This is a genomic window from Streptomyces sp. SUK 48 (assembly GCF_009650765.1).
GTDB lineage: Bacteria > Actinomycetota > Actinomycetes > Streptomycetales > Streptomycetaceae > Streptomyces.
Genome location: NZ_CP045740.1, coordinates 6,895,287 through 6,921,452 on the forward strand (window position 1 = coordinate 6,895,287; position 26,166 = coordinate 6,921,452).

General features: G+C 72.3%; 28 protein-coding genes. 9 read left to right on the top strand and 19 right to left on the bottom strand.

Annotation, left to right across the window (positions count from 1 at the left end):
• Positions 1-47: 47 nt before the first annotated feature.
• The 8 genes from rocD to GHR20_RS30675 form a co-directional block, all read right to left on the bottom strand.
• Positions 48-1,265: an ornithine--oxo-acid transaminase gene (rocD, locus tag GHR20_RS30640; RefSeq protein WP_148026826.1), complete on the bottom strand. Its 1,218-nt coding sequence runs from the start codon at positions 1,263-1,265 to the stop codon at positions 48-50.
• Entirely contained in the window at positions 1,265-2,074 is an 810-nt protein-coding gene (gene ddaH / locus GHR20_RS30645) for a dimethylargininase (protein ID WP_153814990.1), read from the bottom strand. Before ddaH ends, rocD begins: the two co-directional genes overlap by 1 nt.
• 176 nt (positions 2,075-2,250) lie before the next feature.
• Complete coding sequence (locus GHR20_RS30650) at positions 2,251-2,736, bottom strand: Lrp/AsnC family transcriptional regulator (RefSeq protein ID WP_111585437.1); 486 nt, start codon at positions 2,734-2,736, stop codon at positions 2,251-2,253.
• Positions 2,737-2,781: 45 nt separating this feature from the next.
• Positions 2,782-2,997, bottom strand: coding sequence for a hypothetical protein (locus tag GHR20_RS30655; RefSeq protein ID WP_181516549.1), 216 nt, complete (start codon positions 2,995-2,997; stop codon positions 2,782-2,784).
• A gap of 109 nt (positions 2,998-3,106) precedes the next feature.
• Positions 3,107-4,057: a cytochrome c oxidase assembly protein gene (locus GHR20_RS30660; protein WP_111585439.1), complete on the bottom strand. Its 951-nt coding sequence runs from the start codon at positions 4,055-4,057 to the stop codon at positions 3,107-3,109.
• A gap of 122 nt (positions 4,058-4,179) precedes the next feature.
• Entirely contained in the window at positions 4,180-5,205 is a 1,026-nt protein-coding gene (locus GHR20_RS30665; RefSeq protein ID WP_111585440.1) for a 6-phosphofructokinase, read from the bottom strand.
• Positions 5,206-5,518: 313 nt separating this feature from the next.
• Positions 5,519-6,247 carry a glutamine amidotransferase gene (locus tag GHR20_RS30670; RefSeq protein ID WP_037658850.1) on the bottom strand — a complete coding sequence of 243 codons (729 nt, stop codon included), beginning with the start codon at positions 6,245-6,247 and terminating at the stop codon, positions 5,519-5,521.
• Positions 6,248-6,268: 21 nt separating this feature from the next.
• The gene (locus tag GHR20_RS30675) at positions 6,269-7,507 is read right to left on the bottom strand and encodes a MurT ligase domain-containing protein (RefSeq protein ID WP_111585441.1); all 1,239 of its coding nucleotides are present in this window, start codon (positions 7,505-7,507) and stop codon (positions 6,269-6,271) included.
• Positions 7,508-7,660: 153 nt separating this feature from the next.
• Here GHR20_RS30675 and def point away from each other — a divergent pair, with 153 nt between their 5' ends.
• Positions 7,661-8,200 (top strand): peptide deformylase, encoded by a 540-nt coding sequence (gene def, locus GHR20_RS30680; RefSeq protein ID WP_153814991.1) that lies wholly within the window; start codon positions 7,661-7,663, stop codon positions 8,198-8,200.
• A 26-nt stretch (positions 8,201-8,226) separates the two neighbouring features.
• On the opposite strand, the gene GHR20_RS30685 is transcribed toward def, so the two are convergent.
• Complete coding sequence (locus GHR20_RS30685) at positions 8,227-8,871, bottom strand: TetR family transcriptional regulator (protein ID WP_153814992.1); 645 nt, start codon at positions 8,869-8,871, stop codon at positions 8,227-8,229.
• A gap of 171 nt (positions 8,872-9,042) precedes the next feature.
• Here GHR20_RS30685 and GHR20_RS30690 point away from each other — a divergent pair, with 171 nt between their 5' ends.
• Positions 9,043-10,272, top strand: coding sequence for an acyl-CoA dehydrogenase family protein (locus GHR20_RS30690; protein WP_111585444.1), 1,230 nt, complete (start codon positions 9,043-9,045; stop codon positions 10,270-10,272).
• An 87-nt stretch (positions 10,273-10,359) separates the two neighbouring features.
• On the opposite strand, the gene GHR20_RS30695 is transcribed toward GHR20_RS30690, so the two are convergent.
• From GHR20_RS30695 to GHR20_RS30705, 3 genes are read right to left on the bottom strand one after another with little or no spacing between them, the layout of a single operon-like run.
• Positions 10,360-10,905, bottom strand: coding sequence for a cupin domain-containing protein (locus GHR20_RS30695; RefSeq protein WP_161215160.1), 546 nt, complete (start codon positions 10,903-10,905; stop codon positions 10,360-10,362).
• Positions 10,906-10,912: 7 nt separating this feature from the next.
• A complete protein-coding gene (locus GHR20_RS30700) occupies positions 10,913-12,136 on the bottom strand; it encodes a cytochrome P450 (protein WP_111585445.1) in 1,224 nt (407 codons plus the stop codon).
• Positions 12,133-13,197 (bottom strand): type III polyketide synthase, encoded by a 1,065-nt coding sequence (locus tag GHR20_RS30705; RefSeq protein WP_111585446.1) that lies wholly within the window; start codon positions 13,195-13,197, stop codon positions 12,133-12,135. The genes GHR20_RS30700 and GHR20_RS30705 overlap by 4 nt, the downstream gene beginning before the upstream one ends.
• A gap of 185 nt (positions 13,198-13,382) precedes the next feature.
• Here GHR20_RS30705 and GHR20_RS30710 point away from each other — a divergent pair, with 185 nt between their 5' ends.
• Entirely contained in the window at positions 13,383-14,042 is a 660-nt protein-coding gene (locus GHR20_RS30710; protein WP_153814993.1) for a transcriptional regulator, read from the top strand.
• A gap of 4 nt (positions 14,043-14,046) precedes the next feature.
• On the opposite strand, the gene GHR20_RS30715 is transcribed toward GHR20_RS30710, so the two are convergent.
• The 4 genes from GHR20_RS30715 to GHR20_RS30730 form a co-directional block, all read right to left on the bottom strand.
• A complete protein-coding gene (locus GHR20_RS30715; protein ID WP_111585448.1) occupies positions 14,047-14,280 on the bottom strand; it encodes a DUF6213 family protein in 234 nt (77 codons plus the stop codon).
• Positions 14,281-14,306: 26 nt separating this feature from the next.
• Positions 14,307-15,692, bottom strand: coding sequence for an NADP-dependent succinic semialdehyde dehydrogenase (locus GHR20_RS30720; protein WP_153814994.1), 1,386 nt, complete (start codon positions 15,690-15,692; stop codon positions 14,307-14,309).
• 77 nt (positions 15,693-15,769) lie between these two features.
• On the bottom strand, positions 15,770-16,243 hold the full coding sequence (locus GHR20_RS30725; RefSeq protein WP_153814995.1) for an NUDIX domain-containing protein: 474 nt from the start codon (positions 16,241-16,243) through the stop codon (positions 15,770-15,772).
• Positions 16,240-17,778 carry an ATP-dependent DNA ligase gene (locus GHR20_RS30730; RefSeq protein WP_153814996.1) on the bottom strand — a complete coding sequence of 513 codons (1,539 nt, stop codon included), beginning with the start codon at positions 17,776-17,778 and terminating at the stop codon, positions 16,240-16,242. Before GHR20_RS30730 ends, GHR20_RS30725 begins: the two co-directional genes overlap by 4 nt.
• Positions 17,779-17,963: 185 nt before the next feature.
• On the opposite strand from GHR20_RS30730, the gene GHR20_RS30735 reads away from it, so the two are divergent.
• The 5 genes from GHR20_RS30735 (at position 17,964) to GHR20_RS30755 (ending at position 22,187) form a co-directional block, all read left to right on the top strand.
• Positions 17,964-18,545 (top strand): XRE family transcriptional regulator, encoded by a 582-nt coding sequence (locus tag GHR20_RS30735; RefSeq protein WP_153814997.1) that lies wholly within the window; start codon positions 17,964-17,966, stop codon positions 18,543-18,545.
• 104 nt (positions 18,546-18,649) lie between these two features.
• Positions 18,650-19,615: an NADPH:quinone oxidoreductase family protein gene (locus tag GHR20_RS30740; protein WP_111585452.1), complete on the top strand. Its 966-nt coding sequence runs from the start codon at positions 18,650-18,652 to the stop codon at positions 19,613-19,615.
• Complete coding sequence (locus GHR20_RS30745) at positions 19,612-20,793, top strand: acyl-CoA dehydrogenase family protein (RefSeq protein ID WP_148026817.1); 1,182 nt, start codon at positions 19,612-19,614, stop codon at positions 20,791-20,793. The genes GHR20_RS30740 and GHR20_RS30745 overlap by 4 nt, the downstream gene beginning before the upstream one ends.
• On the top strand, positions 20,790-21,863 hold the full coding sequence (locus GHR20_RS30750) for an acyl-CoA dehydrogenase family protein (protein ID WP_153814998.1): 1,074 nt from the start codon (positions 20,790-20,792) through the stop codon (positions 21,861-21,863). The genes GHR20_RS30745 and GHR20_RS30750 overlap by 4 nt, the downstream gene beginning before the upstream one ends.
• A 129-nt stretch (positions 21,864-21,992) precedes the next feature.
• The gene (locus GHR20_RS30755) at positions 21,993-22,187 is read left to right on the top strand and encodes a hypothetical protein (RefSeq protein ID WP_111585455.1); all 195 of its coding nucleotides are present in this window, start codon (positions 21,993-21,995) and stop codon (positions 22,185-22,187) included.
• Between the two features lie 5 nt (positions 22,188-22,192).
• On the opposite strand, the gene GHR20_RS30760 is transcribed toward GHR20_RS30755, so the two are convergent.
• The 3 genes from GHR20_RS30760 to GHR20_RS30770 all read right to left on the bottom strand — a co-directional run bounded on the left by GHR20_RS30760 (position 22,193) and on the right by GHR20_RS30770 (position 25,367).
• Entirely contained in the window at positions 22,193-23,431 is a 1,239-nt protein-coding gene (locus GHR20_RS30760) for a phosphodiester glycosidase family protein (protein WP_153814999.1), read from the bottom strand.
• 75 nt (positions 23,432-23,506) lie between these two features.
• A complete protein-coding gene (locus GHR20_RS30765; RefSeq protein WP_111585456.1) occupies positions 23,507-23,866 on the bottom strand; it encodes a DUF779 domain-containing protein in 360 nt (119 codons plus the stop codon).
• Between the two features lie 40 nt (positions 23,867-23,906).
• Complete coding sequence (locus GHR20_RS30770) at positions 23,907-25,367, bottom strand: cytosine permease (protein ID WP_153815000.1); 1,461 nt, start codon at positions 25,365-25,367, stop codon at positions 23,907-23,909.
• A gap of 93 nt (positions 25,368-25,460) precedes the next feature.
• Here GHR20_RS30770 and GHR20_RS30775 point away from each other — a divergent pair, with 93 nt between their 5' ends.
• Positions 25,461-26,111, top strand: coding sequence for a TetR family transcriptional regulator C-terminal domain-containing protein (locus tag GHR20_RS30775; protein WP_153815001.1), 651 nt, complete (start codon positions 25,461-25,463; stop codon positions 26,109-26,111).
• Positions 26,112-26,166 lie beyond the last annotated feature (55 nt).

Genomic DNA, 26,166 nt, shown 5'->3' on the forward strand with positions numbered 1-26,166 from the left:
GCCGGCCCCCGGCAACCGGCCCCTCGGGCGGCCCCCCCGCCGCCCCCCTAGCCCAGCACCCGCTCCAGCGTCCCGAGGGCGGAGCGCAGTTCCTCCGCCGTGATCGTCAGCGGCGGCGCGAGGCGGATCGTGGAGCCATGGGTGTCCTTCGCCAGGATGCCCTCCCGCATCAGGCGCTCACTGATCTCGCGCCCGGTGCCGATCGCCGGGTCGATGTCGACACCCGCCCACAGACCCCGGGCGCGGAAGCCCAGCACGCCCTTGCCGACCAGCTCGGTCAGCCCGTCCCGCAGGATCACGCCCAGCTCGGCGGCGCGCCGCTGGAACTCGCCGGTCTCCAGCAGTTCGAGCACCGCGATGCCGACCGCCGCCGCGAGCGGGTTGCCGCCGAACGTCGAGCCGTGCTCGCCCGGGTGCAGCACACCCAGCACCTCGCGCCGCGCCACCACCGCCGACACCGGCACGATGCCGCCGCCGAGCGCCTTGCCGAGCAGCAACACGTCCGGCACCACGTCCTCGTGGTCGACGGCGAGCGTACGGCCCGTACGCCCGAGGCCCGACTGGATCTCGTCCGCGATGAACAGGCAGCCCTTGCGCCGGGTCAGCTCGCGCACGCCCGTCAGATAGCCGTCGTCCGGGATGACCACCCCGGCCTCGCCCTGGATGGGCTCGATCAGCACCGCCGCCGTGTTCTCGTCGACGGCCTCCTCCAGCGCGGCCAGGTCGTTGTACGGGACGACCTTGAAGCCCGGCGTGAACGGGCCGAATCCCGCCCGTGCCGTCTCGTCGGTGGAGAAGCTGACGATCGTCGTCGTACGGCCGTGGAAGTTGTCCGCCGCGACCACGATCGTGGCCCGGTCGGCGGGGACGCCCTTGACGTCGTAGGCCCACTTGCGGGCCACCTTGACGCCGCTCTCCACCGCCTCCGCGCCGGTGTTCATCGGCAGCACCATGTCCAGGCCGGTCAGCGCGGCGAGGCGCTCGGCGAACTCGGCGAGCCGGTCGTTGTGGAACGCCCGGGAGGTGAGGGTGAGCTGGTCCAGCTGCCGGTGGGCGGCCTCGACCAGGGCCGGGTGGCGATGGCCGAAATTGAGTGCCGAATACCCGGAGAGCATGTCCAGGTAGCGGCGGCCCTCGACGTCCTCCACCCAGGTGCCCTCGGCCCGTGCCACGACCACCGGGAGCGGGTGGTAGTTGTGCGCCAGGACCGGCTCCTCCGCACGGATCAGGTCGTCGGACGTACGGGCGCGCGCGGGTGCGGTCATCAGCGGATCTCCTGGGTGCAGCACTTGATGCCACCGCCGGCCTTGTGGAACTCCGACAGGTCGACGGGGACGGGGACGTAACCGTGGTCGGCGAGGCGCCCGGACAGCGCCTCCGCCTGGGGTGCGATGAACACGTGCCGGCCGTCCGACACCGAGTTCAGGCCCCAGCTCGTCGCGTCCTCGCGGGTGGCCTCCACCGCGTCCGGGAACAGGCGCCGCAGCACCTCGCGGCTGCCCGGCGAGAACGCCTCCGGGTAGTAGCAGACATTGGCGTCGTCCAGCACGAACAGCGCCGTGTCCAGATGGTAGAAGTACGGGTCCACCAGCGTCAGGCCGATCACCGGGTGCCCCAGGAACTCCTGTGCCTCGCGATGCGCCTCCCGGGTGGTGCGGAACCCGGTGCCGGCCAGTACGTACCGGCCCGTCCACACCAGGTCGCCCTCGCCCTCGGACACCGCTTCGGGGCGGTACACGGTGTAGCCCGCCGCCTTGAACCAGGTGTCGTAGTGCAGCGACTCGGGGCGCCGCTCCGGCGCGTGGAAGAGCGAGCCGAAGACCCGGCCGCCGACCACACAGGCCGCGTTGGCCGCGAACACCATGTCGGGCAGGCCCGGGACCGGCTCGACGGCGTCGACGGTATGGCCGTGGGCGCGGTAGGCACGGATCAGCTCCTGCCACTGCTCGCGCGCCAGATCCACGTCAACCGGCCGGTCGGGGTTCATCCAGGGGTTGATCGCGTACTGCACCGCGAAATGTCTGGGTTCACAGACGAGGAAGCGCCGGGGGCGCGATGCACGGCTTTCGGACACAGAGGGTTCCCTCCGGTTTCCGTCTGTCACTGTCGGGTGACTCCACGGTAGGAAGGAACGAGGACGCACGACAAGCGCAAAAAGCTGCGTGGACCTGCAACATCGCTGCGTTGTCCGACTCGATCACGCAGCCCTGCTGCGCATACTCCCGATCACCCCCGAAGGTCGTCTCCGCGTCATTCGGGGGCCGCCTGGGTGGCACCCGCCTCCGGACTGTCGGGGATGAGGTGGGAGAGCACCATCACGCTGATCGTCTTCCGGATGAAGGGCACCGTGCGGATCCGCTCCAGCACCTCCTCGAAGTGGTCCACGTCCCGCGCCCGCACATGCAGCAGCGCGTCCGCGCCGCCGGTCACCGTCATGGCCGCGGTGATCTCCGGGTGGTTGCGGACGACCTCCGCGAGCCGCCGGGGCGGGGCCGCGCCCTCGCAGTAGACCTCGACGTACGCCTCCGTGCGCCAGCCGAGCGCCGAGGGCTCCACGGTCGCCGTGAACCCGGTGATCACCCCGGTCTCGCGCAGCCGGTCCACGCGCCGCTTGACCGCCGTCGCGGACAGCCCGATCGCCGCGCCTATCTCGGCGAAGCTGGTCCTGGCGTTCGCCATCAGGGCGGTGATGATCTTGCGGTCGAGTTCGTCGAAGGACGCGGTCCTGCTGCTCATGCGGGCAATGTAATCAGCCGGGAGCGTCCGGGACGCCGGGGGCGGCTACGACTGGGTGACGGCCATGGCGAGGGTCAGCAGCCCCAGCACCACCCAGCCGAACCACAGCCAGCCGTCGCCGCCGAGCGCGACGGTGTAGGCGGTCACGGCGACGAGGCTGCCGGCCGTGAGCGCGCCCATCGTCCTGATGGAGCCCTGGGCGGGGCCGCGCGGGGAGCCGTGCGCAAAACCGTGCGTGGAGTTATCGGTGGAACCGGTCATCGCGGGACCCTCCTCCCGGACCGTCCGACTCCCGGTCCGTCCGACCATGGTGCCCCGGCGGCCGCCCGTAGGGGATACCCCCGGCCCGGCGTCCGGGGCGCGGGGTGGCTCAGCCCTGGCGCGCGTTCAGGGACGCCAGGTACGCGTTGTAGTCCGCCAGCTCCTTGTCGCCGTCCCGGTCCGCCTGCCGGTCCTTGCGCTTGGCGTGGCGCTGCTCGGAGCCGTACCACTGGAACAGCAGCGCGATCAGCACCAGCACGGACGGGACCTCGCTGAACGCCCAGGCGATGCCGCCGGCGCTGTTCTGGTCGGACAGCGGGTCGACGCCGAGGGAGGCGGGCGGGTGCAGGAAGGTGTTCACCATCGGCGTCGACGCCATCATCAGCGCGATGCCGAAGAACGCGTGGAACGGCATGCCCGCGAACAGCTCCAGCATCCGCATCAGATGGCCCGGCCGGTGCGGGCCCGGGTCCACGCCGATGATCGGCCAGAAGAAGACGACGCCGACCGCGAGGAAGTGCACCATCATCGCGATGTGCCCGGTCCGCGAGCCCATCAGGAAGTCGAACAGCGGGGTGAAGTAGAGCACGTACAGGCTCGCGATGAACATCGGGATGGTGAACAGCGGGTGGGTGATGACCCGCATGTACCGGCTGTGCAGCAGCATCAGCAGCAGCTCGCGCGGCCCCTTGCGGCCCCGGCCCGCGGTCGGCAGCGCGCGCAGCGCCAGGGTGACCGGGGCGCCGAGCAGGATCAGGATCGGGGAGAGCATGCTGATGATCATGTGCTGCACCATGTGCACGCTGAACATGACCATCCCGTAGTCGTTCAGCCTGGTGCACATCACCAGCATGATGGTCAGCACGCCGGTCACGTACGAGACGGTGCGGGACACCGGCCAGGCGTCGCCGCGCCGGCGCAGTCGTACGACCCCCCACGCGTACAGACCGAGCCCGAGCAGGCAGGTGATCAGGAAGAAGGGCTCGGCCGAGAACTGGAGCCCCCGCCCCAGTGTGAACGGCGGCAGATCCATCGTCATGCCGTGCCCGCTGTGATCCATGTGTCCCATGTGACCCATGCGGCGGCTCCTGATTCATGGGGGTTGTGCGTTTCTGTCCGCCCATAAGAGTAGGACCGCCCCCGATCATGCCGATGACCGGGGGCGGGTAGTTCAGGGCCGGACTACAGCACGCACTCCGCCTCGTCGTACCGGTCCACCGGGACCGTCTTCAGCGTCTCCACGGCCTGTGCCAGCGACACCATCACGATGTCGGTGCCGCGCAGCGCCGTCATCATCCCGAACTCGCCCCGGTGCACCGCCTCCACGGCGTGCCAGCCGAAGCGGGTGGCCAGCACCCTGTCATAGGCGGTCGGCGTGCCGCCGCGCTGCACATGCCCGAGGATGACCGGCCGGGCCTCCTTGCCGAGGCGCTGCTCCAGCTCGATGGAGAGCTGGCGGGCGATGCCGGCGAAGCGCTCGTGGCCGTAGACGTCCTTGCCGCCCTCGTCGAACTCCATGGAGCCGGCCCGGGGCTTGGCGCCCTCGGCGGCGACCACGATGGCGAACCGCTTGCCCGCCGCGAACCGCGCGCCGACCTTGCGGCTCAACTCCTCGATGTCGAAGGGCCGTTCCGGTACGACGACGGCGTGGGCGCCGGCCGCCATGCCGGAGTGCAGGGCGATCCAGCCGGTGTGCCGGCCCATGACCTCCACGATCAGCACCCGCTGGTGGGACTCGGCCGTGGTCTTCAGCCGGTCCAGGGCCTCGGTCGCCACGGTCACCGCGGTGTCGAAACCGAAGGTGACATCGGTGACAGCGATGTCATTGTCGATCGTCTTGGGCACGCCCACGATGGGCAGGCCATGGTCCGACAGCAGCCGGGCCGCCTTGAGGGTGCCCTCGCCGCCGATCGGGATGATCGCGTCCAGACCCAGCTCCGCGACATGCCCCCTGGCCCGCTCGACGCCGTCGCGCAGATGCTCGGGGCGGACCCGGGAGGAGCCGAGGATGGTGCCGCCGCGCGCCAGGATGCCGCCGACGGCGTCGAGGTCGAGCTTCACGGAGTCGCACTCCAGGAGGCCCTTCCAGCCGTCCCGGAAACCGATGACCTCGTCGCCGTGGTCGGCGACCGCACGGTGCACGACGGACCGGATGACGGCGTTCAGACCGGGGCAGTCGCCGCCGGACGTGAGGACACCAATGCGCATAGCCCGAATTACCTTCTCGAACGTGGGCCGGGAGACCGGACCACGGTGTCCGGCGGATTCCCGGCCACCCTACCGGCGTGAGGGGGTGGCTCCGCAGTGGGCGTCCGCCTGCTGGACGCGCCCGCCCAGATGAGCGGACGAGCCGTCAGGCGGGCCCACGACGAGCCTGCCGGAACCCGCTGAGAGGCCCCTGACGCGAGGCTTACGCCGGTGCCGCGACCACCGCAGCCCGGTGCCGAGACCGCCGAAGCCCGGTGCTCGCACAGCCGTACGCGAACGACTGTGCGAGCACCGGGCTCCCGGGCGACCGTGCCTACGCCGGCTGCTGCGCCGCCGCGATGCGCTCCTCGCGCAGGGCGTCGTACCAGCGGTCGTCGATCGGCGGCAGCGCGTTGACGTCGAGCGCCAGCTTCAGCAGCAGGTCGGCGATCAGCGGGTTGCGGGCGAGGACCGGCCCGTGCATGTACGTGCCGAAGACGGTCCCGTTGTACGCGCCCTCCGTGCCGTCCCCGGTGCCGTTGCCCCGGCCGATCTTGGTCCGCGCGAAGGGGCGGGCGGTCGGGCCGAGGTGGGTGACGCCCTGGTGGTTCTCGAAGCCGGTCAGCGGGGGCAGCCCGAGCTGCGGGTCGATGTCGCCGAGCACATCGCCGACGCAGCGCTCGCCCTCGCCGCGCACCGAGACCACGTCGAGCAGGCCGAGGCCCGGCTCGCGCTGGCCGAGGTCGTTGATGAACTCGTGGCCGAGGATCTGGTAGCCGGCGCACACGGAGAAGACGATGGCGCCGTTCTGCACCGCCCGCTGGAGGTGCCCGTCACGGCGCAGCCGCTCGGCCGCGAGCCGCTGCGGGCGGTCCTCGCCACCGCCGATCAGGTAGATGTCGCCGGAGGTCGGGATCGGCTGGTCGCTGCGCACGTCGAGCCGGGCCACGTCCAGGCCGCGCTGCCGGGCCCGGCGCTCGACGACGAGGGCGTTGCCCTGGTCGCCGTAGGTGCTCAGCAGGTCCGGGTAGATCCACACCAGCCGCAGTTGGTTGTCGCTCATGAGGTTGATCCCCTTCGAAGATCAGTTGCCGACGCGGCGGCGCAGGTCCTGGAACGCGGTGTAGTTCGCGATGACCTCGATCCGGCCGGGCGGGCACAGCTGCACGGCCTGCTCGAGGTTCTCGCACACCTGGAAGTGCTGGTTCGCGACCTCCAGGCGCACCGCGAGGTCCAGCTTGCGGTCACCGAGCACGAAGATCGGGTGACCGGTGAGCCGGGTGTAGTCGACGTCCCACAGCCAGGAGGTGTCGGTGCCGTCGGCCCCGCGGGCGTTCACGGACAGGATCACCGGGGCGGGCGGCGGGTCGATCAGCGAGAAGGTCTCCAGCCAGCCGGCCGGGTTCTTGGCCAGCAGCAGGCGAAGGTCGCGGTTCTGGAACTGCACCACGTCGTACCGGCCGGCCACCGCCTGTACCTGGTACATCCGCTCCAGGGCGACCTGCGGCGGCACCCCGAACACGGCGGCGACGGCCGCGGAGCTGGCCGCGTTGGCCTTGTTGGCGCGGCCCGGCAGCTGGAGGTGGATCGGCCAGGCCGAGCCGTGCGGGTCGAGGACGTGGTCCCCGGACAGCGCCCAGGTGGGCGTGGGGCGGCGGAAGCCGCACTCGCCGCAGTACCAGTCGTCGCCGGGGCGCTGCATCACGCCACCGCAGGACGGGCAGGACCAGGCGTCGTCCTTCCACATCTGCCCGGCCGCGACCCAGACCACGTTCGGGGACGAGGAGGCGGCCCATACGACGAGCGGGTCGTCGCAGTTGGCGATGACGACCGCCTTGGAGCCGGCCAGGCCCTCGCGCCAGTTCTCGGCGAGCATCCGGGTCTCGGCGGCGCGGTCGAGCTGGTCGCGGGAGAGGTTCAGCAGCGCGATGCACTTCGGGTCGGTGTCCCGGGCCACTCCGGCCAGGTACTTCTCGTCGACCTCTATGACGCCGAACTTGGCCTCCGAGCCGCCCGCGAGGGCGGAGGTGATGCCGGCCGGCATGTTGGCGCCGAGCGCGTTCGACACGACCGGGCCCGCGGCGCGCAGCGCCTCCGCGATGAGCCGGGTGGTGGTGGTCTTGCCGTTGGTGGCGGACACCAGGATGACGTCCAGGTTCTGGGCCAGCCGCGCCAGGAGGTCGGGGTCGAGCCGCAGCGCGATCTTGCCCCCGATCACCGACCCGCTGCCGCGTCCTGCGGCCCGCGATGCCGCCGCGACCGCCTTGCCCGCGGTCACGGCCAGCTTGGCCCGCGGCGTGAGCGGGTCCGAGTTGCCTGCCATCAGTTCTCGATCCTCCTTGCGTACGCGCCGCGCCTGGGGCCATCCGGCAACGTGGTGTGAACCCTCAGCCTATCGAGATCCATTCGCACACCCGAATCCCGGTCCGCGCCCATCGCGGCGGGCATGAGCTGAACGAACCGTACCCTTGCCGCCATGCGACACGGTTCCATTCCGGGCGTCCACGGGCGCGTCCGGCCCCTCACCCTGCTCGGCGACCCCTGCCTGCGCGAACGCTGCGAGGACGTCACCGACTTCGGCCCCGGCCTCGCGGCACTCGTGCAGGACCTGTTCGCCACGATGTACGCGGCCCAGGGGGTGGGCCTGGCCGCGAATCAGATCGGGGTGCCGCTGCGGGTGTTCGTCTACGACTGCCCGGACGACGACGATGTCCGGCATCTCGGACATGTGGTGAACCCCCGCCTGGTGGAGACGGACGGGATCGTGCTGCGGGGTCCCGAGGGCTGCCTGTCCCTGCCGGGTCTGGAGGCGGGCACGGAGCGGTACGACCATGCCGTGGTCGAGGGTTTCACGGTCACCGGCGAGCCCGTCACCGTCCAGGGCACGGGCTTCTTCGCGCGCTGCCTCCAGCACGAGTGCGACCACCTGGAGGGCCGGGTGTACGCGGACCGTGTGACGGGGTGGCGCGGGCGGCGGCTGGAGCGGCAGATCGGGCGGGCCGCCTGGAGCCGGTGACCCTTTTCCGGGCGGGAGGCGGCGGCTCAGAACCCGGGGCCGCCCACCCGGTCCCCGGCGGCCGCGAGCCGCCCCCACAGCAGGTCGGCCAGCGAGCGCACCAACTCGGCGCGGGAGCAGGGGCGTTCGCCGAGCCACCAGTCGCCGGCCGCGTGCATCATGCCGACGATCCCGTGCCCCCAGACCCGGGCCAGCTGCTGGCTGCCGGGGCCGAGGTCCACCCGCTCCTCGATGACCTGGGCCAGGTCCTCGCCCATCCGCCGCAGCAGGGGGGCGCTGTGCTTGCCGACGTCGAAGCCCTGGTCGGCGCCGCTGCTGCCCTCGGAGGGGTGCATCAGGAACCGGTAGACCTGGGGCCGGGCCTCGATGGCGGCGAGGTAGGTGTCCAGCGTGGACTCCACCCGCTCGCGCCGGGCCGCCGGGGCGTCGAGCGCGGCCCGCAGGGAGGACAGCAGGGCGTCGGTGTGCCGCTTGGCGAGCGCGGCGTAGAGTCCGCCCTTGTCGCCGAAGTGGCGGTAGAGGATGGGCTTGGTGATCCCCGCCTCGGCGGCGATCGCGTTCATCGACGCCTGCGGGCCGTCGCGGAGCACCACCCGGTCGGCGGCCTCCAGCAGCTCGCGCCGTCGGCGGTCGGCGGACCGTTGCTGATCGGTCCGCTGTGTGGTGTCCATGACTGCTCTCCCCACCCGTGGTGATTCGGTGACGCCTGCGCAAACTAACACTGACCTGGCCGCCGACATCGAACGGGATACCGAGGAGTCAGTGCAGGTTGACTTTTCCTACCCGTCAGTAACAGACTCCGGTTACCGGAAGTAACACATCGTACCGCCGCTGGAGGGGACATGGCCGAGTTCACCATGGAGCTGAACGACGAACAGAAGGAAGTCCGGGACTGGCTCCATGGCTTCGCCGCCGATGTGATCCGGCCCGCGGCCGCCGAGTGGGACGAGCGCGAGGAGACCCCCTGGCCGGTCATCCAGGAGGCCGCGAAGGTCGGCATATACTCCCTCGACTTCTACGCGCAGCAGTACTTCGACCCCACCGGCCTCGGCATTCCGATGGCCATGGAGGAGCTGTTCTGGGGCGACGCGGGGATAGCCCTGTCCATCGTGGGCACCGGACTTGCCGCGGTGGGCGTCCTCGCCAACGGGACCGAGGAGCAGATCGGCACCTGGATCCCGCAGATGTACGGCGACGCCACCGACGTCAAGGTCGCCGCGTTCTGCTCCTCCGAGCCCGACGCCGGCTCCGACGTGGCCTCCATGCGCACCCGTGCGGTGTACGACGAGGCCAAGGACGAGTGGGTGATCAGCGGCACCAAGACCTGGGCGACCAACGGCGGCATCGCCAACGTCCACGTCGTCGTCGCCAGCGTCGATCCCGAGCTGGGTTCCAAGGGCCACGCCTCCTTCATCGTCCCGCCGGGCACGCCGGGTCTCGCGCAGGGCCAGAAGTTCAAGAAGCACGGCATCCGCGCCTCGCACACCGCCGAGGTCGTCCTCGACGACGTGCGGGTTCCCGGCTCCTGCCTGCTCGGCGGCAAGGAGAAGCTGGACGAGCGGCTGGCCCGCGCCCGGGAGAGGGCGAAGGCGGCCGGCGGCGAGAGGGTGAAGAACGCGGCGATGGCCACGTTCGAGGCGTCCCGGCCCGCGGTGGGCGCGATGGCCGTCGGCACCGCCCGGGCCGCTTACGAGGTCGCGCTCGAATACGCGCGGACGCGGGAGCAGTTCGGGCGGCCCATCATCGACAACCAGGGCGTCGCGTTCCAGCTCGCCGATATGCGCACCCAGATCGACGCGGCGCGGCTGCTGGTGTGGCGGGCGTCCTGGATGGCCGTCAGCGGCAAGCGGTTCACGGCCGCCGAGGGCTCGATGTCGAAGCTGTTCGCCAGCGAGACCGCGAAGAAGGTGACCGCGCAGGCGATCCAGATCCTGGGCGGGAACGGGTACACCCGGGAATACCCGGTGGAACGCATGCACCGCGACGCGGCCATCTACACGATTTTCGAGGGGACGAGCGAAATTCAGCGGCTCGTCATCGCGCGAACGCTTTCCGGAATGCCGATCCGATAGCGCCGAAAAAGGGAACTGCGCGATTTCGGCCGCCCGTTGACGGTGGCTGACCGCGCAGTTCCCCGCGCCCCTTCCGGGGTGCTCGACTCACCTGTGTTTCAAGGGGGTGAGCTGTTCGATGTCGTACTTCAGGCGCAGCGCCTCTATCGCCTCCTGGTCGGGCGGGCCGCCGTCGCGGAGGATTTCGAGGAGTTCCTCGAAATAGCGCTCGTGGTCGGGCGGCGGGCTCGCCTGGAAGAACATCTTGGCGGGGGTGTCCGTGGGGTTCGCGAACGCGTGCGGACAGCCCGGGGGTACGACGATGACCGTGCCCGGCGTCGCCCGGACCACCCGGTTGCCCGAACGCGACTCCCACCCCTTCCAGTTGTCGGGGGTACGGACGCGGGGCTCGAAGGCGAGCACGTCCAGCTCGCCCTCCAGGACGTAGAACAACTCCTCGCTGCGGGTGTGCACATGGGCGCCGACGTCGAATCCCGGCGGGACCTCCACCTCGAAGGTGGACGCCATCCGCGAGTGCGTGCCGGTGACCTTGAACGTGACCCGCTGTGCGGGCGTCTCCACCACCCGGCCCTGGCCCGGCGGCACGAGCAGCCCGTCGACCGATGCCGATGTCAGCCCTTCGATCGTCGTCATCGCCGGATCACCACATCACGGGCAGGGCCTCGGGGCCGCGGATCAGCGCACCCTTCTTGAAGGGCACCTCCTCGGCCGGTACGGCCAGCTGCAGATTCGGAATCCGGTCCAGCAGCGCGTCGACCAGCAGCTCGGACTCCAGCCGGGCGAGCTGTCCGCCCGGGCAGTAGTGCGGGCCAAAGCCGAACGACACATGCGGGTTGGGACACCGGGAGAAGTCGATCTCCTCCGGGTCGGGGAAGACCTCCGGGTCGCGGTTCGCGGCCAGGTACGACACGTAGACCGCGTCGCCCGCGCGGACGCGGACGCCCCTGATCTCCACGTCCTCGAGGGCGATCCGGGACAGGCCCACCGCGTTGCGGTGCGGGATGTACCGCAGCAGCTCGTCGATCGCCTTCGGGCGGATCTCCGGTTCGCGGCGCAGCCGTTCGGCCAGCTCGGGGCGGGTCAGCAGCAGATAGAACATCTGCCCGCTGTTGTTGGTGACCGCCTCGCCGCCGATCTGGAGGAGGACGGCGAGCCCGACGGCCTCCTCCAGGGTGACCTCGCCCGCGCTCACGGCGGCGCCCAGCAGCGAGGTGACGTCCTCGGCCGTGCTGCCCCCGCGTGCCCCGATGAGGCCGGAGAAGTACGCGCTCATCTCGCGCTTGGCCCGCTCGCTGACCTCCTTGCCGTGCGCGGAGGACAGGATCAGCTGGGTCCACTCGTGCATGTCGTGCCGGTCGGCGGCCGGGACACCCATCAGCTCGCAGATCACCGCGATCGGGAACGGGCTGAGGATCGCCGCCGACAGATCGGCCGGCGGGCCGTCCCTCAGGAGCTGGTCGATCTGCTCGTCCAGCATGCCGCGCGCCTTCTCGCGCACCCGCTCCACGCCCCTGGCGGTGAAGGCGGCGGTGACCGAGCGGCGCAGCCGCGTGTGGTCGGGCGGGTCCAGGAAGCCGACCGCGCCGCGGTCCGGGATGAAGTGCGGGGCGAGCCGGGTGACCGGCTTGTCCATGACCGCCTCGCGGCCGAAGCGGGGGTCGTTGGTCACCATGCGCACATCGTCGTGCCGGGTGACCAGCCACGCCCAGCCCTCGCCGTTGGGCAGCTGGATGCGGGTGACCGGGCCCTCGCGCATCAGCTCGGCGAGCACCGGGTCGAAGTCGGTTCCGGTCAGGTCGAGCGCCGGCCAGTGACGGACCGGCGGTACGGCCTCGGCGAGCGTCGCCTCCTCGGTCTCCGTCATCGCCCGCCCCCGTCGCCGTCGCTCCAGCGGCCGACCGTCATCTCGGCGGTGATGCCGGGGCCGAAGCCGGCGAGCAGTCCGCGCGCCCGCTCCTCGGCGCCGCCCTCGTCGAACAGCCGGCGCAGCGCGTCCAGCACGACGGCGCTCGCTATGTTGCCGTACTCGGTGAGCGTGGAGCGGCTGAAGCGGAACGCGTTCGGCTCGACCTCCAGGAACTTGCTGAGGTCGTCGAGGATGCGGGGGCCGCCGGCGTGGATGATGTAGAAGTCCAGGTCGGTCGCGTCCCAGCCGTGGTTGCCCGCCAGGTCCTTGAGCGCCGGGGCGAGCGGCTCCATGGTGGTCGGCACCCGCTTGTCCAGCAGGAAGTGGAAGCCGGTGGCCCGGACGTCGTAGGCGATCCAGTCCTCGGTCTTCGGGATCAGGTAGGAGCCGTTGCGCTCCAGCTTGACGCCCCGGCCGCCGCGTCCGCGCACCACGGCGGCGGCGATGCCGTCACCGAACAGGCCGTTGGACAGCAGCGAGCCGACGCCGAGGTCGGTGGGCTGGTAGCACAGCGAGCAGAACTCGCAGGCCACGATCAGCGCGTTGGCGTTCGGGTACGCCGTGCAGAAGTCGTGCGCCCGGTTGATCGCCGCACCGCCGGCCGCGCAGCCCAGCTGGGCGATGGGGAGCTGGCGGGTGGTGCTGTCGAAGTCCATCTCGTTGATCAGCCAGGCCGTGAGCGAGGGCATCATGAAGCCCGTGCACGACACGTAGATGATCACGTCGATGTCGGTGGTCAGGAGCTCGGCGTCGTCCAGCGCCCGCTGGATCACCGCGGGCACCCGGGCCTTGGCCTCGTGCTCGTAGAGCTTGTTGCGGTCCTCGAAGCCGGGGTGCTTGAGGGTCTCCTCGATGGGCTGCACGATGTGCCGGGTCTTCACGCCGGTGTTCTCGATGAGCCTCAGTGCCAGCGCCAGTTGAGGGTGGTCCGCGTGGCGGGAGCGCGCCAGCTCCAGCGTCTCCTCCATCGTGATCACGTGCTCCGGGACCGACACCGAGGGTCTGCACAAAGTCGCCATGAACCGTCCCTGCTTTCCGCGTGTCCGGCGGGCCTTCACCCACCGGTCAGAAGGTGGTTCACCTCAGGAGGTGCTCCACCCACCGTCACCCGTCAGGACCACGATCTCGCGCTGGGTTACTCCGAACCGGGGATGCCGTGTCAGGCTCGAAGGAGGACTTCCGACGCCGGACGAGGGAAAAATCCATGCCGACCGTTAACGCGAAAGCCCTGCTGGGGAGGGCCGCCGAGGCCCTCGCCCCGGACCCCGCGGCCAACCGGGTCGTACCGCTCGTCGAACGCGGCGAGGCGCCCGTCGAGATCCTGGCCGCGCTGGCCCTGGAACAGCGGTGGGTGATCCCCGCCGACCGGACCGCCTTCGAACACCTGGCCGCCCGCGCCGACTCCGCGTCCGCCGCCTTCTTCGGCACGCTCGCGGCGGGGGAGGAACTGGCCGCCGGGCACCTCACGGCCTTCGCCGAGGCGTGCGGGGTCACCGCGGAACGCGCGCGTGCGTACGTCCCCCGGGCCGGCTGCCAGTCCTATCCCGCGTACGCCGCCTGGCTCGCCCTCAACGCCTCCCCGGCGGACGTGGTCGTGGCCCTGACGGCCAACTTCGCGACGTGGGGCGGTCTTTGCGCCCGCATCGCCACCGGGCTGCGCGCGCACTACGGCTTCGGCGACGCGGCCTGCGCCTTCTTCGACTTCTTCGCCGAGCCCGCCCCGGAGCTGGAGAGGCGGGCGACGGCGGCGGTCCGGGCGGCGCTCGACGCCGGAGTGCTGGACACCGGCCTGGCCCATACCTACGGAAGCCTGCTCCAGACGTACGAGGCGATGTTCTGGAGCGGGCTCGCCGAGACCCCCTGAACGCTTACGGCGCCCCGCTGCTGTGCGCGATGCAGGCCACGTCGATACGGTCGGCCAGCTTGGCGAGTTCGATCGTCAGCTCGGCCACCGTGTTCTCGTCCAGCCTCTGTTCCCCGGTCTCGACCAGCCGCAGCCAGCGTCCGCCGACGGTCCGCAACAACTTGCTCACATCGGCGGCGGCCACCTGAAGGGTCCCGCGGTCGTCGACGATCAGAGGCAGAGTCACTTCGCGGTTCACAAAAGAAGATGGTAGCCGCGCCCGCCTCACGCACTCTGCCAAACCGTGGTGATGTTGCAGAACTCCCGCATTCCGTGCCCGGACAGCTCACGCCCGTACCCCGAGCGCTTCACACCGCCGAAGGGGAACGCCGGATGGGAGGCGGTCATCCCGTTGACGTAGACCGCCCCGGCCTCCAGGTCCCGTGCGAACCGCTCGACTTCGCTCTCCTCGCGCGTCCATACGTTCGAACTCAGCCCGAACGGGGAGTCGTTGGCGATGAGCAGCGCCTCGTCCAGGTCGTCGGCCCGGTACAGCGTGGCGACCGGCCCGAACGCCTCCTCGCGGTGGACGCGCATCTCGCGGGTGATCCCGGCGAGCACGGTCGGCGGGTAGTACCAGCCGGGCCCGTCCGGACGGCTGCCGCCGCACAGCACCTCGGCCCCGCTGCGCCTCGCGTCGTCGACCAGCTCCTCCAGATCCGTGCGGCCCTGATCGCTGGCGAGCGGCCCGACCTCGGTGTCCTCCGCCAGCGGGTCGCCGACCTTGAGCGCCTTCATGCCCGCCACGAACCGCTCGGCGAAGGCGTCGTAGACATCGGCGTGCACGATGAACCGCTTGGCGGCGATGCAGGACTGCCCGTTGTTCTGCACCCGCGCGGTCACCGCCACCTCGGCGGCCCGGTCGACGTCGGCGGAGGGCATGACCACGAACGGGTCGCTGCCGCCCAGCTCCAGGACCGTCTTCTTGATCATCTCCCCGGCGGTGGAGGCGACCGCGCGCCCGGCGGGTTCGCTGCCCGTGAGGGTGGCCGCCTTGACCCGCTCGTCGCGCAGGAGGTCGTCCACCGCGGCGGAGCCGACCAGCAGGGTCTGGAAACAGCCCTCGGTGAAGCCCGCCCGGTGGAACAGGTCCTCCAGGTACAGGGCGGTCTGCGGCACGTTCGAGGCGTGCTTGAGCAGGCCCACATTGCCCGCCATCAGCGCGGGCGCGGCGAACCGGATCACCTGCCAGAGCGGGAAGTTCCAGGGCATCACCGCGAGCACCGGGCCCAGCGGGCGGTAGCGGACCCGTACCCGGGCCGCCCCGGAGTCGCGGACGTCGGCCTCGGCGGGCTCCTCGTCGGCGAGCAGGGCCTCGGCGTGCTCCGCGTACCAGCGCATGGTCCTGGCGCACTTGGCGGCCTCCGCGCGGGCCTGCTTGACCGGCTTGCCCATCTCGGTGGTCATGACCCTGCCGATCTCCCGCTGGTCCTCCTCCAGCAGGTCGGCGGCCCGGTTCAGCAGCCGGGCGCGCTCGGCGAACGGGGTCGTCCGGTACGTGCGGAACGTGGCCTCGGCGAGCTGGAGCCGGCGTTCCAGCTCCTCCTCGCCCATGGCCTCGTACGTCTTGAGCGTCTCGCCGTTCGCGGGGTTCACCGTCGCGATGGGCATGGCTGGCCTCCCCTGGGAGCGGGCTGTGCTTCGACCTTCGCGCGCGGCCCGCCGGGGCGCAACGCCAGGTCACCTGTTCAGTCCGAGTGCTCCGCCAGCCGGTCGAGAAACGCGCTCTGCGCGGTGATGATCACCTCGCGGGCCTTCGCGAGGCCGAGCCAGGCCACCCGGTCCAGCTCCGGGAACTCCGTCTGCCGCCCCGAGCGCGGGGGCCACTCCATGGTGAAGGTGCCGGGACTGAAGCCGGTCAGGTCCGGGTCCCCGGGCAGCGCCCAGGCCGTGACGATCTTGCCGCTGCGCTGGACGACCTCGCCGAGCGGTACGGCCTTCCCCTCGGGCGGCGCGAATCCCAGCTCCTCCCGGAACTCCCGCCGGGCCGCCGCCCACGGGGACTCGTCGGACTCGTACTCGCCCTTGGGGACGGTCCAGGCGCCGGCCTCCTTCTTCGCCCACAGCGGGCCGCCCATATGGCCGAGCAGCACCTCCAGGCCGTCGCCGGTGTGCCGGTACACCAGCAGCCCCGCGCTGCGTTTCGTCGTACGCACCGTCACGGTGTGACCTCCGGGTGGGCGGCGAGCAGGGCCTCCACGGTATCGGCCTCGGCGGGGCTCTTGTCCTCGCGGTAGCGGAGCACGCGGGCGAAGCGCAGGGTGACGCCGGCCGGGTAGCGGGAGGAGCGCTGGAGGCCGTCGTAGGCGATCTCCACGACGAGTTCGGGGCGCACCCGGACCGTCCAGCCGTCGTCCTCGACCGCGAGCCCCCGCAGACGCTCGGTCTGCCAGGTGAGCAGCGCGTCCGTCAGGCCCTTGAAGGTCTTGCCGAGCATCGCGAAGCCGCCGTCGGCGGTGCGGGCGCCGAGGTGCAGGTTGGACAGCTTGCCGGTGCGCCTGCCGTGGCCCCACTCGGCGGCCAGCACCACCAGGTCGAGGGTGTGCACCGGCTTGACCTTGAGCCAGGCGGCGCCGCGGCGGCCCGCGCTGTAGGGGGCGGCCAGCGACTTCACCACCACGCCCTCGTGGCCGCGGGCCAGGGTGTCGGCGAGGAAGCGCTGCGCCGCCGGGACGTCCCCGGGGCCCTCGGCGAGCGTGCGCCGGACCCGCATCGGCTCGGGCACCAGCCGGGCCAGGTGCGCGTGCCGCTCGGCGAAGGGCAGGTCGAGCAGATCGCGGCCGTCGGCCGCGAGGACGTCGAAGAAGACGGGGGAGACCGGGACCTGTGCGGCCGCCCGCGCCACGTCCGTGCGGGAGCCGACGCGGCCCGCCGTCTCCTGGAAGGACCGGGGCCGACCGGCCGCGTCGAAGGAGATCACCTCGCCGTCCAGGATGAACCGGTCGCCGGTCAACTCCAGCGCGGCGGCGGTCACTTCGGGCAGCCGGGCGGTGATGTCGTCCAGGGTGCGGGTGTGCACGCGCACCGTGTCGCCGTCCCGGTGCACCTGTACCCGGATGCCGTCCAGCTTCTCCTCCACCGCGCAGGCGCCCAGCTTCTGAACGGCCTCGGCGACGGAGCCCGCGCTGTGCGCCAGCATCGGCAGCACGGGCCGGCCGACGGTGAGCCGGAACCGGTCGAGCGCCTCGGGCCCCTCGGCCAGCAGGGCCCGGGCGACGCTCTGGAGCGAGCCGGACAGCATCACCGCCCGGCGTACGTCCCCCGCCGCCGCCCCGGTCGCCCGGGCGAGGCCCTCCACCGCGACGGCGTCCAGCGCGCCCTGGCGGACCTCGCCGGTGAGCAGACCGAGCAGGAAGCGCTGCTCGGCCTCGGTGGCCGCGCCCATCAGCGCGCCGACGCGCCCGGCCCGCTCGGCCTGGGAACCGGCCCCGGAGACCCGGCCCAGCTCGGTGAGGGCCGCGTCGACCTCGCGGACGGTGAGCGTGGGCTCGGCCGCCGCGGGCACCGGCCGCCCCAGGACCTTCCAGCCGACCCCGAGCCGCCCCTGCGGCAGCCGCCCCGCGAGATACGGGATGACGACCGGCACGTCCTCCGCCTCCGCCTCCCTGAACAGCTCGGCGAGCAGCGCGACCTTCCGCGACCGGGCCGCGGTCGCCGCCACTTCCCCCGAGACCTCCGCGAGCCGACTGAGCAACATGCCCTCAGAGTGCCGCAGAGCTCCGCCGGTCGCGCGGTGCGGGCGCGATCGCCTTGGGCTTGGTTGTCCGCTGCGGGTCCGTCGTGGCCGGTCGCGCAGTTCCCCGCGCCCCTTCGGGGCGCACGTGCGCGCGCCCTGTGGTGTGCGGAATTGACAACCTGGCGTGCCGAATCTGCAATGCCTGTATGAGCACCGAAGACGTCCTGACCGAAGTGGGCCCCCGCCTGCGCCGGATCCGCAGGGAGCGGGAGGTGACCCTGGCCGCGCTCTCCGAGGTCACCGGCATCTCCGTGAGCACGCTCTCCCGCCTGGAGTCCGGGCTGCGCAGACCCAGCCTGGAGCTGCTGCTGCCGATCGCCCAGGCCCACCAGGTCCCGCTGGACGAACTGGTCGGCGCGCCACCGGTCGGCGACCCCCGGGTGCGCGCCGAACCGGTGCGGCGCCACGGGCGTACGTTCTGGCCGCTGACCCGCCAGCCCGGCGGCCTCCAGGCGTACAAGGTGCTCGAACCCAAGCGCGCCGAGGAGCCGGACCCGGACCCGCGCAGCCACGAGGGGTACGAATGGCTGTACGTGCTCTCCGGGCGGCTGCGCCTGGTGCTCGGCGAGCACGATGTGGTGCTGGCGGCGGGCGAGGCGGCCGAGTTCGACACCCGCGTCCCGCACTGGTTCGGCTCGGCGGGGGAGGGCCCGGTGGAGTTTCTGAGCCTGTTCGGGCCGCAGGGGGAGCGGATGCATGTCCGGGCGCGCCCCGCGGCGCGCGCATGAGCCTTCAGGGGCATGAGCCTCCGGGGGGTGTTCCCTGACGGGCAAGCGACCGCTTAGTATGCGGACGGATCCGGTCGGACGATGCGGTCGCGTGGAGGCCCCGTATGCAGGCATGGCAGGTGCACGAGAACGGCGAGCCGAGCGAGGTGATGCGCCTCACCGAGACCGGGCGGCCCGTCCCGGGCGACGGCCAGGTGCTGCTGCGGGTGCGGGCGGCCAATGTGAACTTCCCCGACGCGCTGTTGTGCCGGGGGCAGTACCAGGTGCGGCCGCCGCTGCCGTTCACGCCGGGCGTGGAGATCTGCGGCGAGACGGAGGACGGCCGCCGGGTGCTCGCCACCCCCGCGCTGCCCCACGGCGGCTTCGCCGAGTACGCCCTCGCAAACGCCGCGGCCCTGCTGCCCGCGCCCGGGGCGCTGGACGACGCGGAGGCCGCCGCGCTGCACATCGGCTACCAGACGGGCTGGTTCGGGCTGCACCGCCGGGCCCGGCTCGAAGCGGGCGAGACCCTGCTGGTGCATGCCGCGGCCGGCGGCGTCGGCAGCGCGGCCGTACAGCTCGGCAAGGCGGCGGGCGCCACCGTGATCGGCGTGGTCGGCGGCGCGGAGAAGGCCGCCGTCGCACGGGAGCTGGGCTGCGACCTGGTCGTGGACCGGCGCGCCGAGGACGTCATCGCCACCGTGAAGGCGGCCACCGGCGGGCGCGGCGCCGATGTGATCTACGACCCCGTCGGCGGCGAGGCGTACGCCCAGTCCGCCAAGCTGGTCGCCTTCGAGGGCCGGATCGTGGTCGTGGGCTTCGCCAGCGGCACCATCCCGACCCCGGCGCTCAACCACGCGCTGGTGAAGAACTACGCGGTCCTGGGCCTCCATTGGGGTCTGTACAACACGAAGAACCCCAAGCTGGTCCAGCACTGCCACGAGCAGCTGACCGAGCTGGCCGCGCGTGGCGCGATCAAGCCGCTGGTGAGCGAGCGGGTGCCGCTGGCCGGGGCCGCGGCGGCCGTGCAGAAGGTGGCGGACGGCCGCAGCACCGGCCGGATCGCCGTGACGACGGAGGCGGCGGCGTGAGCGACGCGGGCGAACTGCGCGACCGTACCCGGGAGTTCCTCGCCGCCCACCCGCCCGGGCGGATGGCGCGGCTGGACTTCCTGCGCGCCCGCTTCGACGCGGGCCTCGCCTGGGTGCACTACCCAAAGGGCCTGGGCGGTCTCGGCGCGCCGCGCTCCCTCCAGGCCGTCGTGGACGCCGAGCTGGAGGCGGCGGGCGCCCCCGACAACGACCCCCGGCGGATCGGCATCGGCCTCGGCATGGCCGCCCCGACGATCCTCCAGTACGGCACCGAGGAGCAGAAGCGCCGGCTGCTGCGGCCCCTGTGGACGGGCGAGGAGGTCTGGTGCCAGCTGTTCAGCGAGCCCGGCGCCGGCTCCGACCTGGCCGCGCTCGGCACCCGGGCCGTCCGGGCGGGCGACGACTGGGTGGTCAACGGGCAGAAGGTATGGACCTCCAGCGCCCATCTCGCCCGCTGGGCCATCCTGATCGCCCGCACCGATCCGGACGTGCCCAAGCACCAGGGCATCACCTACTTCGTGTGCGACATGACCGACCCCGGTGTCGAGGTGCGGCCGCTGCGGCAGATCACCGGTGAGGCCGAGTTCAACGAGGTGTTCCTCACCGATGTCCGCATCCCCGACAGCCGCCGCCTCGGCGCGGTCGGCGAGGGCTGGCGGGTCGCCCAGACCACGCTCAACAACGAGCGGGTCGCCATCGGCGGTATGCGGCTGCCCCGCGAGGGCGGCATGATCGGCCCGGTGGCGAAGACCTGGCGGGAACGCCCGGAGCTGCGCACCCACGAGCTGCACCAGCGGCTGCTGAGGCTCTGGGTGGAGGCCGAGGTCGCCCGGCTCACCGGCGAACGCCTGCGCCAGCAGCTCACCGTCGGCCAGCCGGGACCCGAGGGCGCCGGCATGAAGCTCGCCTTCGCCCGGCTCAACCAGGAGATCAGCGGCCTGGAGGTGGAACTGCTGGGCGCGGAGGGCCTGTTGTACGAGGACTGGACCATGCGCCGCCCGGAGCTGGTGGACTTCACCGGCCGGGACGCCGGATACCGCTATCTGCGGGCCAAGGGCAACAGCATCGAGGGCGGGACCAGCGAGATCCTGCTGAACATCGTCGCCGAGCGCGTCCTCGGGCTGCCCGCCGAGCCGCGCACCGACAAGGACGTCGCCTGGAAGGACCTGGCCCGATGACCGACCTGCTGTACTCGGAGGAGGAAGAGGCGCTGCGGGCGGCCGTACGGGACCTGCTCACCGACCACTGCGCCGCGGCCGAGGTCATCGCCCGCGCCGAGTCGGCGGCCCCGCACGACCTCGGGCTGTGGACGTCCCTCGCGCAGAGCATGGGCCTGGCCGGGCTGCTGATCCCCGAGGCGCTCGGCGGCCAGGGCGCCACCCATCGCGAGGCCGCCGTCGTGCTGGAGGAGCTGGGCCGGGCGGTCGCCCCGGTGCCGTACCTCACCAGCGCGGTCGTGGCCACCGAGGCCCTGCTCGGCTGCGGCGACGAGGAGTTGCTGGGCAAGCTCGCGACCGGGCGCACCGTCGCCGCCCTCGCCGTCGGGCTGCACCTCGGACCGGGCGCCGCGGTACCGGTCGTACGGCTCGAGAACGGCGTCCTGCACGGCGAGTTGACCGGCATCGCGGACGCGGCCGCCGCCGATGTGCTGCTCGTCCCGGCCGACGACGGCGGTCTGTACGCCGTGGCCGCCGAGGCCGTCACCTGCACTCCCCAGGTCTGTCTCGACCTCACCCGGCCGCTCGCCACCGTCACCCTCGACGGGGCGCCCGGCCGCCGGGTCGGCGACGCCGAGCCCGCCGTACGACGCGCCCTGCGGGCCGCCGCCGGGCTGCTCGCCTCCGAGCAACTCGGCCTTGCCGACTGGGCGTTGACTGAGACGGTGCGGTATCTCAAGGAGCGCAAGCAGTTCAACCGGCCGGTCGGCGGGTTCCAGGCGCTCAAGCACCGGCTCGCCCAGCTGTGGCTGGAGGTGGTGAACCTGCGGGCCGCCGCCCGCGCCGCCGCCGACGCGCTGGCCACCGGCGAGGACACCGACATCACGGTGGCCCTTGCCCAGGCGTACGCCGCCCCCGTCGCCGTCCGCGCCGCCGAGGAGGCGCTCCAGCTGCACGGCGGGATCGGGATGACCTGGGAGCACCCCGCGCACCTGTGTCTGAAGCGGGCCAAGGCCGGCTCCCTCGCCTACGGCACCGCGGGCGCCCACCGCGAGGCCCTGGCCGAACTGGTCGACCTGCGGGCCCCCTGACGCCACATCAGGGGCCGGACGCCCGAAACATCACACGATCGGAGGACATGTCAGCTGCCCGGCGAAACCCTCCGCTACGCCACACTTGCGGCCGAACGCCGATCCTGGGCGTGGCGGAGGAGGTTCCCGATGGCGATTTCCATCTCTGTGGTGCTGCTGCTCCTGATCCTGGCCGTGATCTTCATGCGCAACGGTTCGCTGAAGGTCTCCCACGCCTTGGTCTGCATGATGCTCGGCTTCTATCTGGCGTGTTCGAGCATGGCGCCGACCATCCACAACGGGCTCGACGCGACGGCCGCCCTGGTGAGCAGCCTGCGGCCCTGAGCCGGTCAGCCCGTGGCGAAGACGCCGACCCCGTTCGCCACGGGCCGCTCGGCGCCCCCGCTCGGATGGTTGCGGACCGTCACGGCGGGAGCCCCGGCGGCCCGGGTGACCATCTCCGTGGAGCCGCCGCCGTCCAGGTTGAACGCGTCGGTGGCACCCAACGACCGCATGGCGGTGGCCTCTTCTGCGACCGTGAGGCCGGACCGGTAGGCGACGGCACCGTCCAGGGCCAGGATCAGCAGCCGTCGTCCGCCGGCGGTGAAGCCCACGGCGGTGCGCACCGCCGAGGTGGTGTCGTCCAGCCCGGCGAGCGGCTCGCCGCCGCGCAGCACCGGGAAGCCGCCGAGCGCGAACGCGTAGGGGACCCTGGAGGCGCTCGCGACCAGCCGGTGGGTCACGGACACCCTGTCCCCGACGGCGAGTTCCCGCAGCTCCCGGGCGCCCGCCTCACGCCCCAGCAGGACCGTGGTGCCCGCCGGGATCGTGCCGCTGCCCGGGGCGCCGGCGACGGCGGCCACCCGGCCGCGGCGCACCGTCACCTCGTACGCCTGCGCACCGCACCCCGCCCCCCGGTTCGTGTCGGTGCCGCAGACCGCGCGGGCGCGCGAGGCACCGCCCCACCCGGAGGTGTAGGCGCCGACCGAATTCTCCGGCAGCGCGTACTGGTTGAGGCCCTCCAGCGGCAGCCTGCCCGCCGGGGTGGTCACCGAGCCGGTCAGGGCGAGGCGGTCCAACCGGGCCCGGTGGTCGGTGCCCACGCCGAGGACGTCCTCGGTGTCCGTGCCGGGCGGCAGCGCGGGCCCGAACCGCTGGCCGTCCGGCACCGCGGCCTTCAGCACCCGGCCGTGCGCCACGGCCGGGCCGACGCTCGCCCCGGTCGGGTCCACCCCCGGGTGCTGGGTCTCGGTGATGTCGAAGAAGTCCCCGTTGACGCCCGCGAGCGCCCGGGCGGCGTTCGCCATGTGCGAGACCGTGGCGCGCTCGGCGACCGCGCCCGGGTGCAGCAGATCGACGCGCACCCGGGGATTGCCGAGGTCGACCGTGAGCAGATGGGCGTGCGTGGTCCCCGCGGCCGCGGGGAGGTCGAACTGCCGGTAGGCGACGCCCGGCGCGAGGGCGGTGCCCGCCGGGGCGGCACCGGCCGGCGCCGCCCCCGCGAGGGCCGCGCCGGCCAGTACCCCGAATGCCGTGACAACCGTGAGAACCGCTCTGCCCGCTGCCGAACGCCCGCGACGTCTGGTCACCGTGCCCCCTGATGTCTCGTCAACTGTCCCTGTGTCCAGGGGCAGTGCACCAGAGTGGGGCGGTCGGCGGGCGGACTAGGCGCCGACTACGCGAGAACGGGTGAGAAAACGCACCCCCTCGGGTGCCTCCAGGGAGAAACCGCTGCCGCGGCCCGGGACGACGTCCACGATGAGCCGGGTATGGCTCCACGCCTCGTACTGGCTGCGCGACATCCAGAAGGTGACCGGCTCCGCCACGCCCGACACCTCCAGCTCGGCGAGCAGCACGTCCGAGCCGCCGGTGCGGAACTCGCCGTCCGGGTAGCACATGGGCGCGCTGCCGTCGCAGCAGCCGCCGGACTGATGGAACATCAGCGGTCCGTGCTCGGCGCGCAGCCTGCGCACCAGTTCCTGGGCGCGCTCGGTGAGTTGCACGCGCGGGACTTCCTCTTCCATGGCACCGTCCTGGCAGCCGGGGCGTCCGTCCCGGCCAGTCTCACGGATGCTCCGGGCGCCGTCCAGAGCGCGCGTCCGGGCCCGCCAGCAGCGCGTAGGCGACGGCCGACACCACGAGGCCCGCCGGGAGGGCGACGTCCACCCCGCCGAGGGCGGCGGCCAGCGGGCCGGTGTAGACCGTGTCGACGCCCAGCGCGGAGGCGGCCACGCCCAGGCACAGGGCCAGCGCGCCACGCCAGTTGACGCCCGCGGTGAACCAGAAGGGGCCCGCCGGGGTCTCGTCGGCGAGCGCGGGGCCGTCGTACCGGTTGCGGCGCAGCACGATGTCGACGGCGTACACGGCGGTGCTCGGGCCGAGCAGCACCACGGTCAGCTGGAGCACATCGCCCACCGTGTCCAGGAAGTTGGAGACGAGCAGCGCGTACAGGGTGAGCGAGACGGACACCGTGCCGTCGACCAGGACGCTGACCTGGCGGCGGATGCGCAGTCCGACGGCCTGGAGGGCGAGACCGGCGCTGTAGGCGGTCAGCGCGTTCAGGGCGATGGTGCCGAGGACCAGCGCGAGCAGGAAGAGGGGCCGGAACCAGGCGGGCAGCAGCGGCTGGAGGGAGGACTCCGGGTCGTTCATGTCGACGGCCGTCGCGGCGCACGCGCCGAGCCCGCACACCAGCACGCTCGGCAGGAACCCGCCGAACGCCGTCCAGCCGGCCACCGCCCGTGCCGGGGTGGCGCGCGGCAGATACCGGGAGAAGTCGGCGCTGGTGGTGTACGACAGGGGACCCGAGGCGATCAGGGCGGTACCGGCGAGGACGGTCGCCCACAGCGCGGTGCCGGTCAGCGGGCGCGCCGGGACGTACCCGAAGTCCGTGTGCCGCAGCACCACGACCGCGAGGACCGCGAACACCGCCGCCAGCACGAGGGTGATCGGCAGATAGAGACGGACGATCGCGGCATGGCCCCAGACGCTGATGGCGAGGGTGAGCGCGGCGATGAGCACCACCACGAGCGCCTTCACCGCCGTGTTCACCGGCAGTCCGGTGTCGCCCACCAGGGAGAAGGCGGCGGTGGCCGCGGCGGCCAGGTTGAGCGCGAAGTAGCAGACGGAGATCAGCCAGCCGGTCACCGCGTTGTTGACCCGGTTGCCGCGCACCCCGTACAGCGTCCGCGTGATGACCTCGCTCGGCGCGCCCGCCGCCGGACCGGGCACCGCGAGCAGCCCGGTGAGCAGCCAGAACAGATTGCCCACGACGACCACCGCGAGCGCCTGCCACAGGCTCAGGCCCGTCAGCACCAGCGCCCCGCCCACCACCAGGCTCAGGTAGTTGACATTGGCGGCGGCCCAGACCGAGAACAACTCCCGTGGCCGGCCCCGGCGTTCGGAGTCCGGTATGTGGTCGATGCCGTGCGACTCCACACCGCCGGAGGCCCGGGACACGGGGGCACTCTCCTCGGCGGACATGGTCCGCGCGTCGGGACTCGGGTCGGGGAGCGTGGACGCCATGGGGCCCTCCGTAAGCGGCGGAAAGGGAGGCCGGTCGCTTATTGGGCGGGCGACCAGTTGCTTATTGGTCGGTCACTCAATAGCATCGTCGTCATGTCGTCAAGCGTTCAGCGCAAACGAATCCGCAAGGACCCGGCGGCCCGGCGGGCCGAGATCGTGGACACGGCCGCCGCGATCGCCCTGGCCGAGGGCCTCGAATGCATCACCCTGCGCCGGATCGCCGAGGAGCTGGCGGTGCGGCCGGGGCTGATCAGCCACTACTTCCCCTCGGCCGAGGAACTGGTGGCGGAGGCGTTCGGCAGCGCGGCCACCGGGGAACTGGACCGCCTGCTGCCCGCCGGGCCCCACGAGGACCGCCCCGTCGAGCGGCTGGCCCGCTTCCTCGACCACACCTCGGGAGAGGCGTACGACGCGATCAGCCGGCTCTGGCTCAACGCCCGCCACCTCAGCCGCTACCGGCCCCCGCTGCGCGACCGCGTCGTCCTCCAGGAGGCCGACTGGCGCGGCCGTCTCGAGGGGCTGATCCAGGACGGTGTGACCGCCGGTGAGTTCCGTACCGGCGAGCCGCTCGCGGTCGCGCTCCGGCTCCTCGTCGTCCTCGACGGGCTCAGCGTCGACGTCAACACCGCCGGCGCCGCCGGCCCGGAACTCCCGGCCGCGGTGCACCGGATGACGTACCGCACGGCGGAGCGTGAACTCGGCCTGGCCGAAGGCGCGTTGGAGCGCACCGCGAGCGCCGGCTGAGGCTCCGCGCGCCGTCCCGTCCACCCCGTCCCCGAAGCGCCAAGCCCGAAGGAGC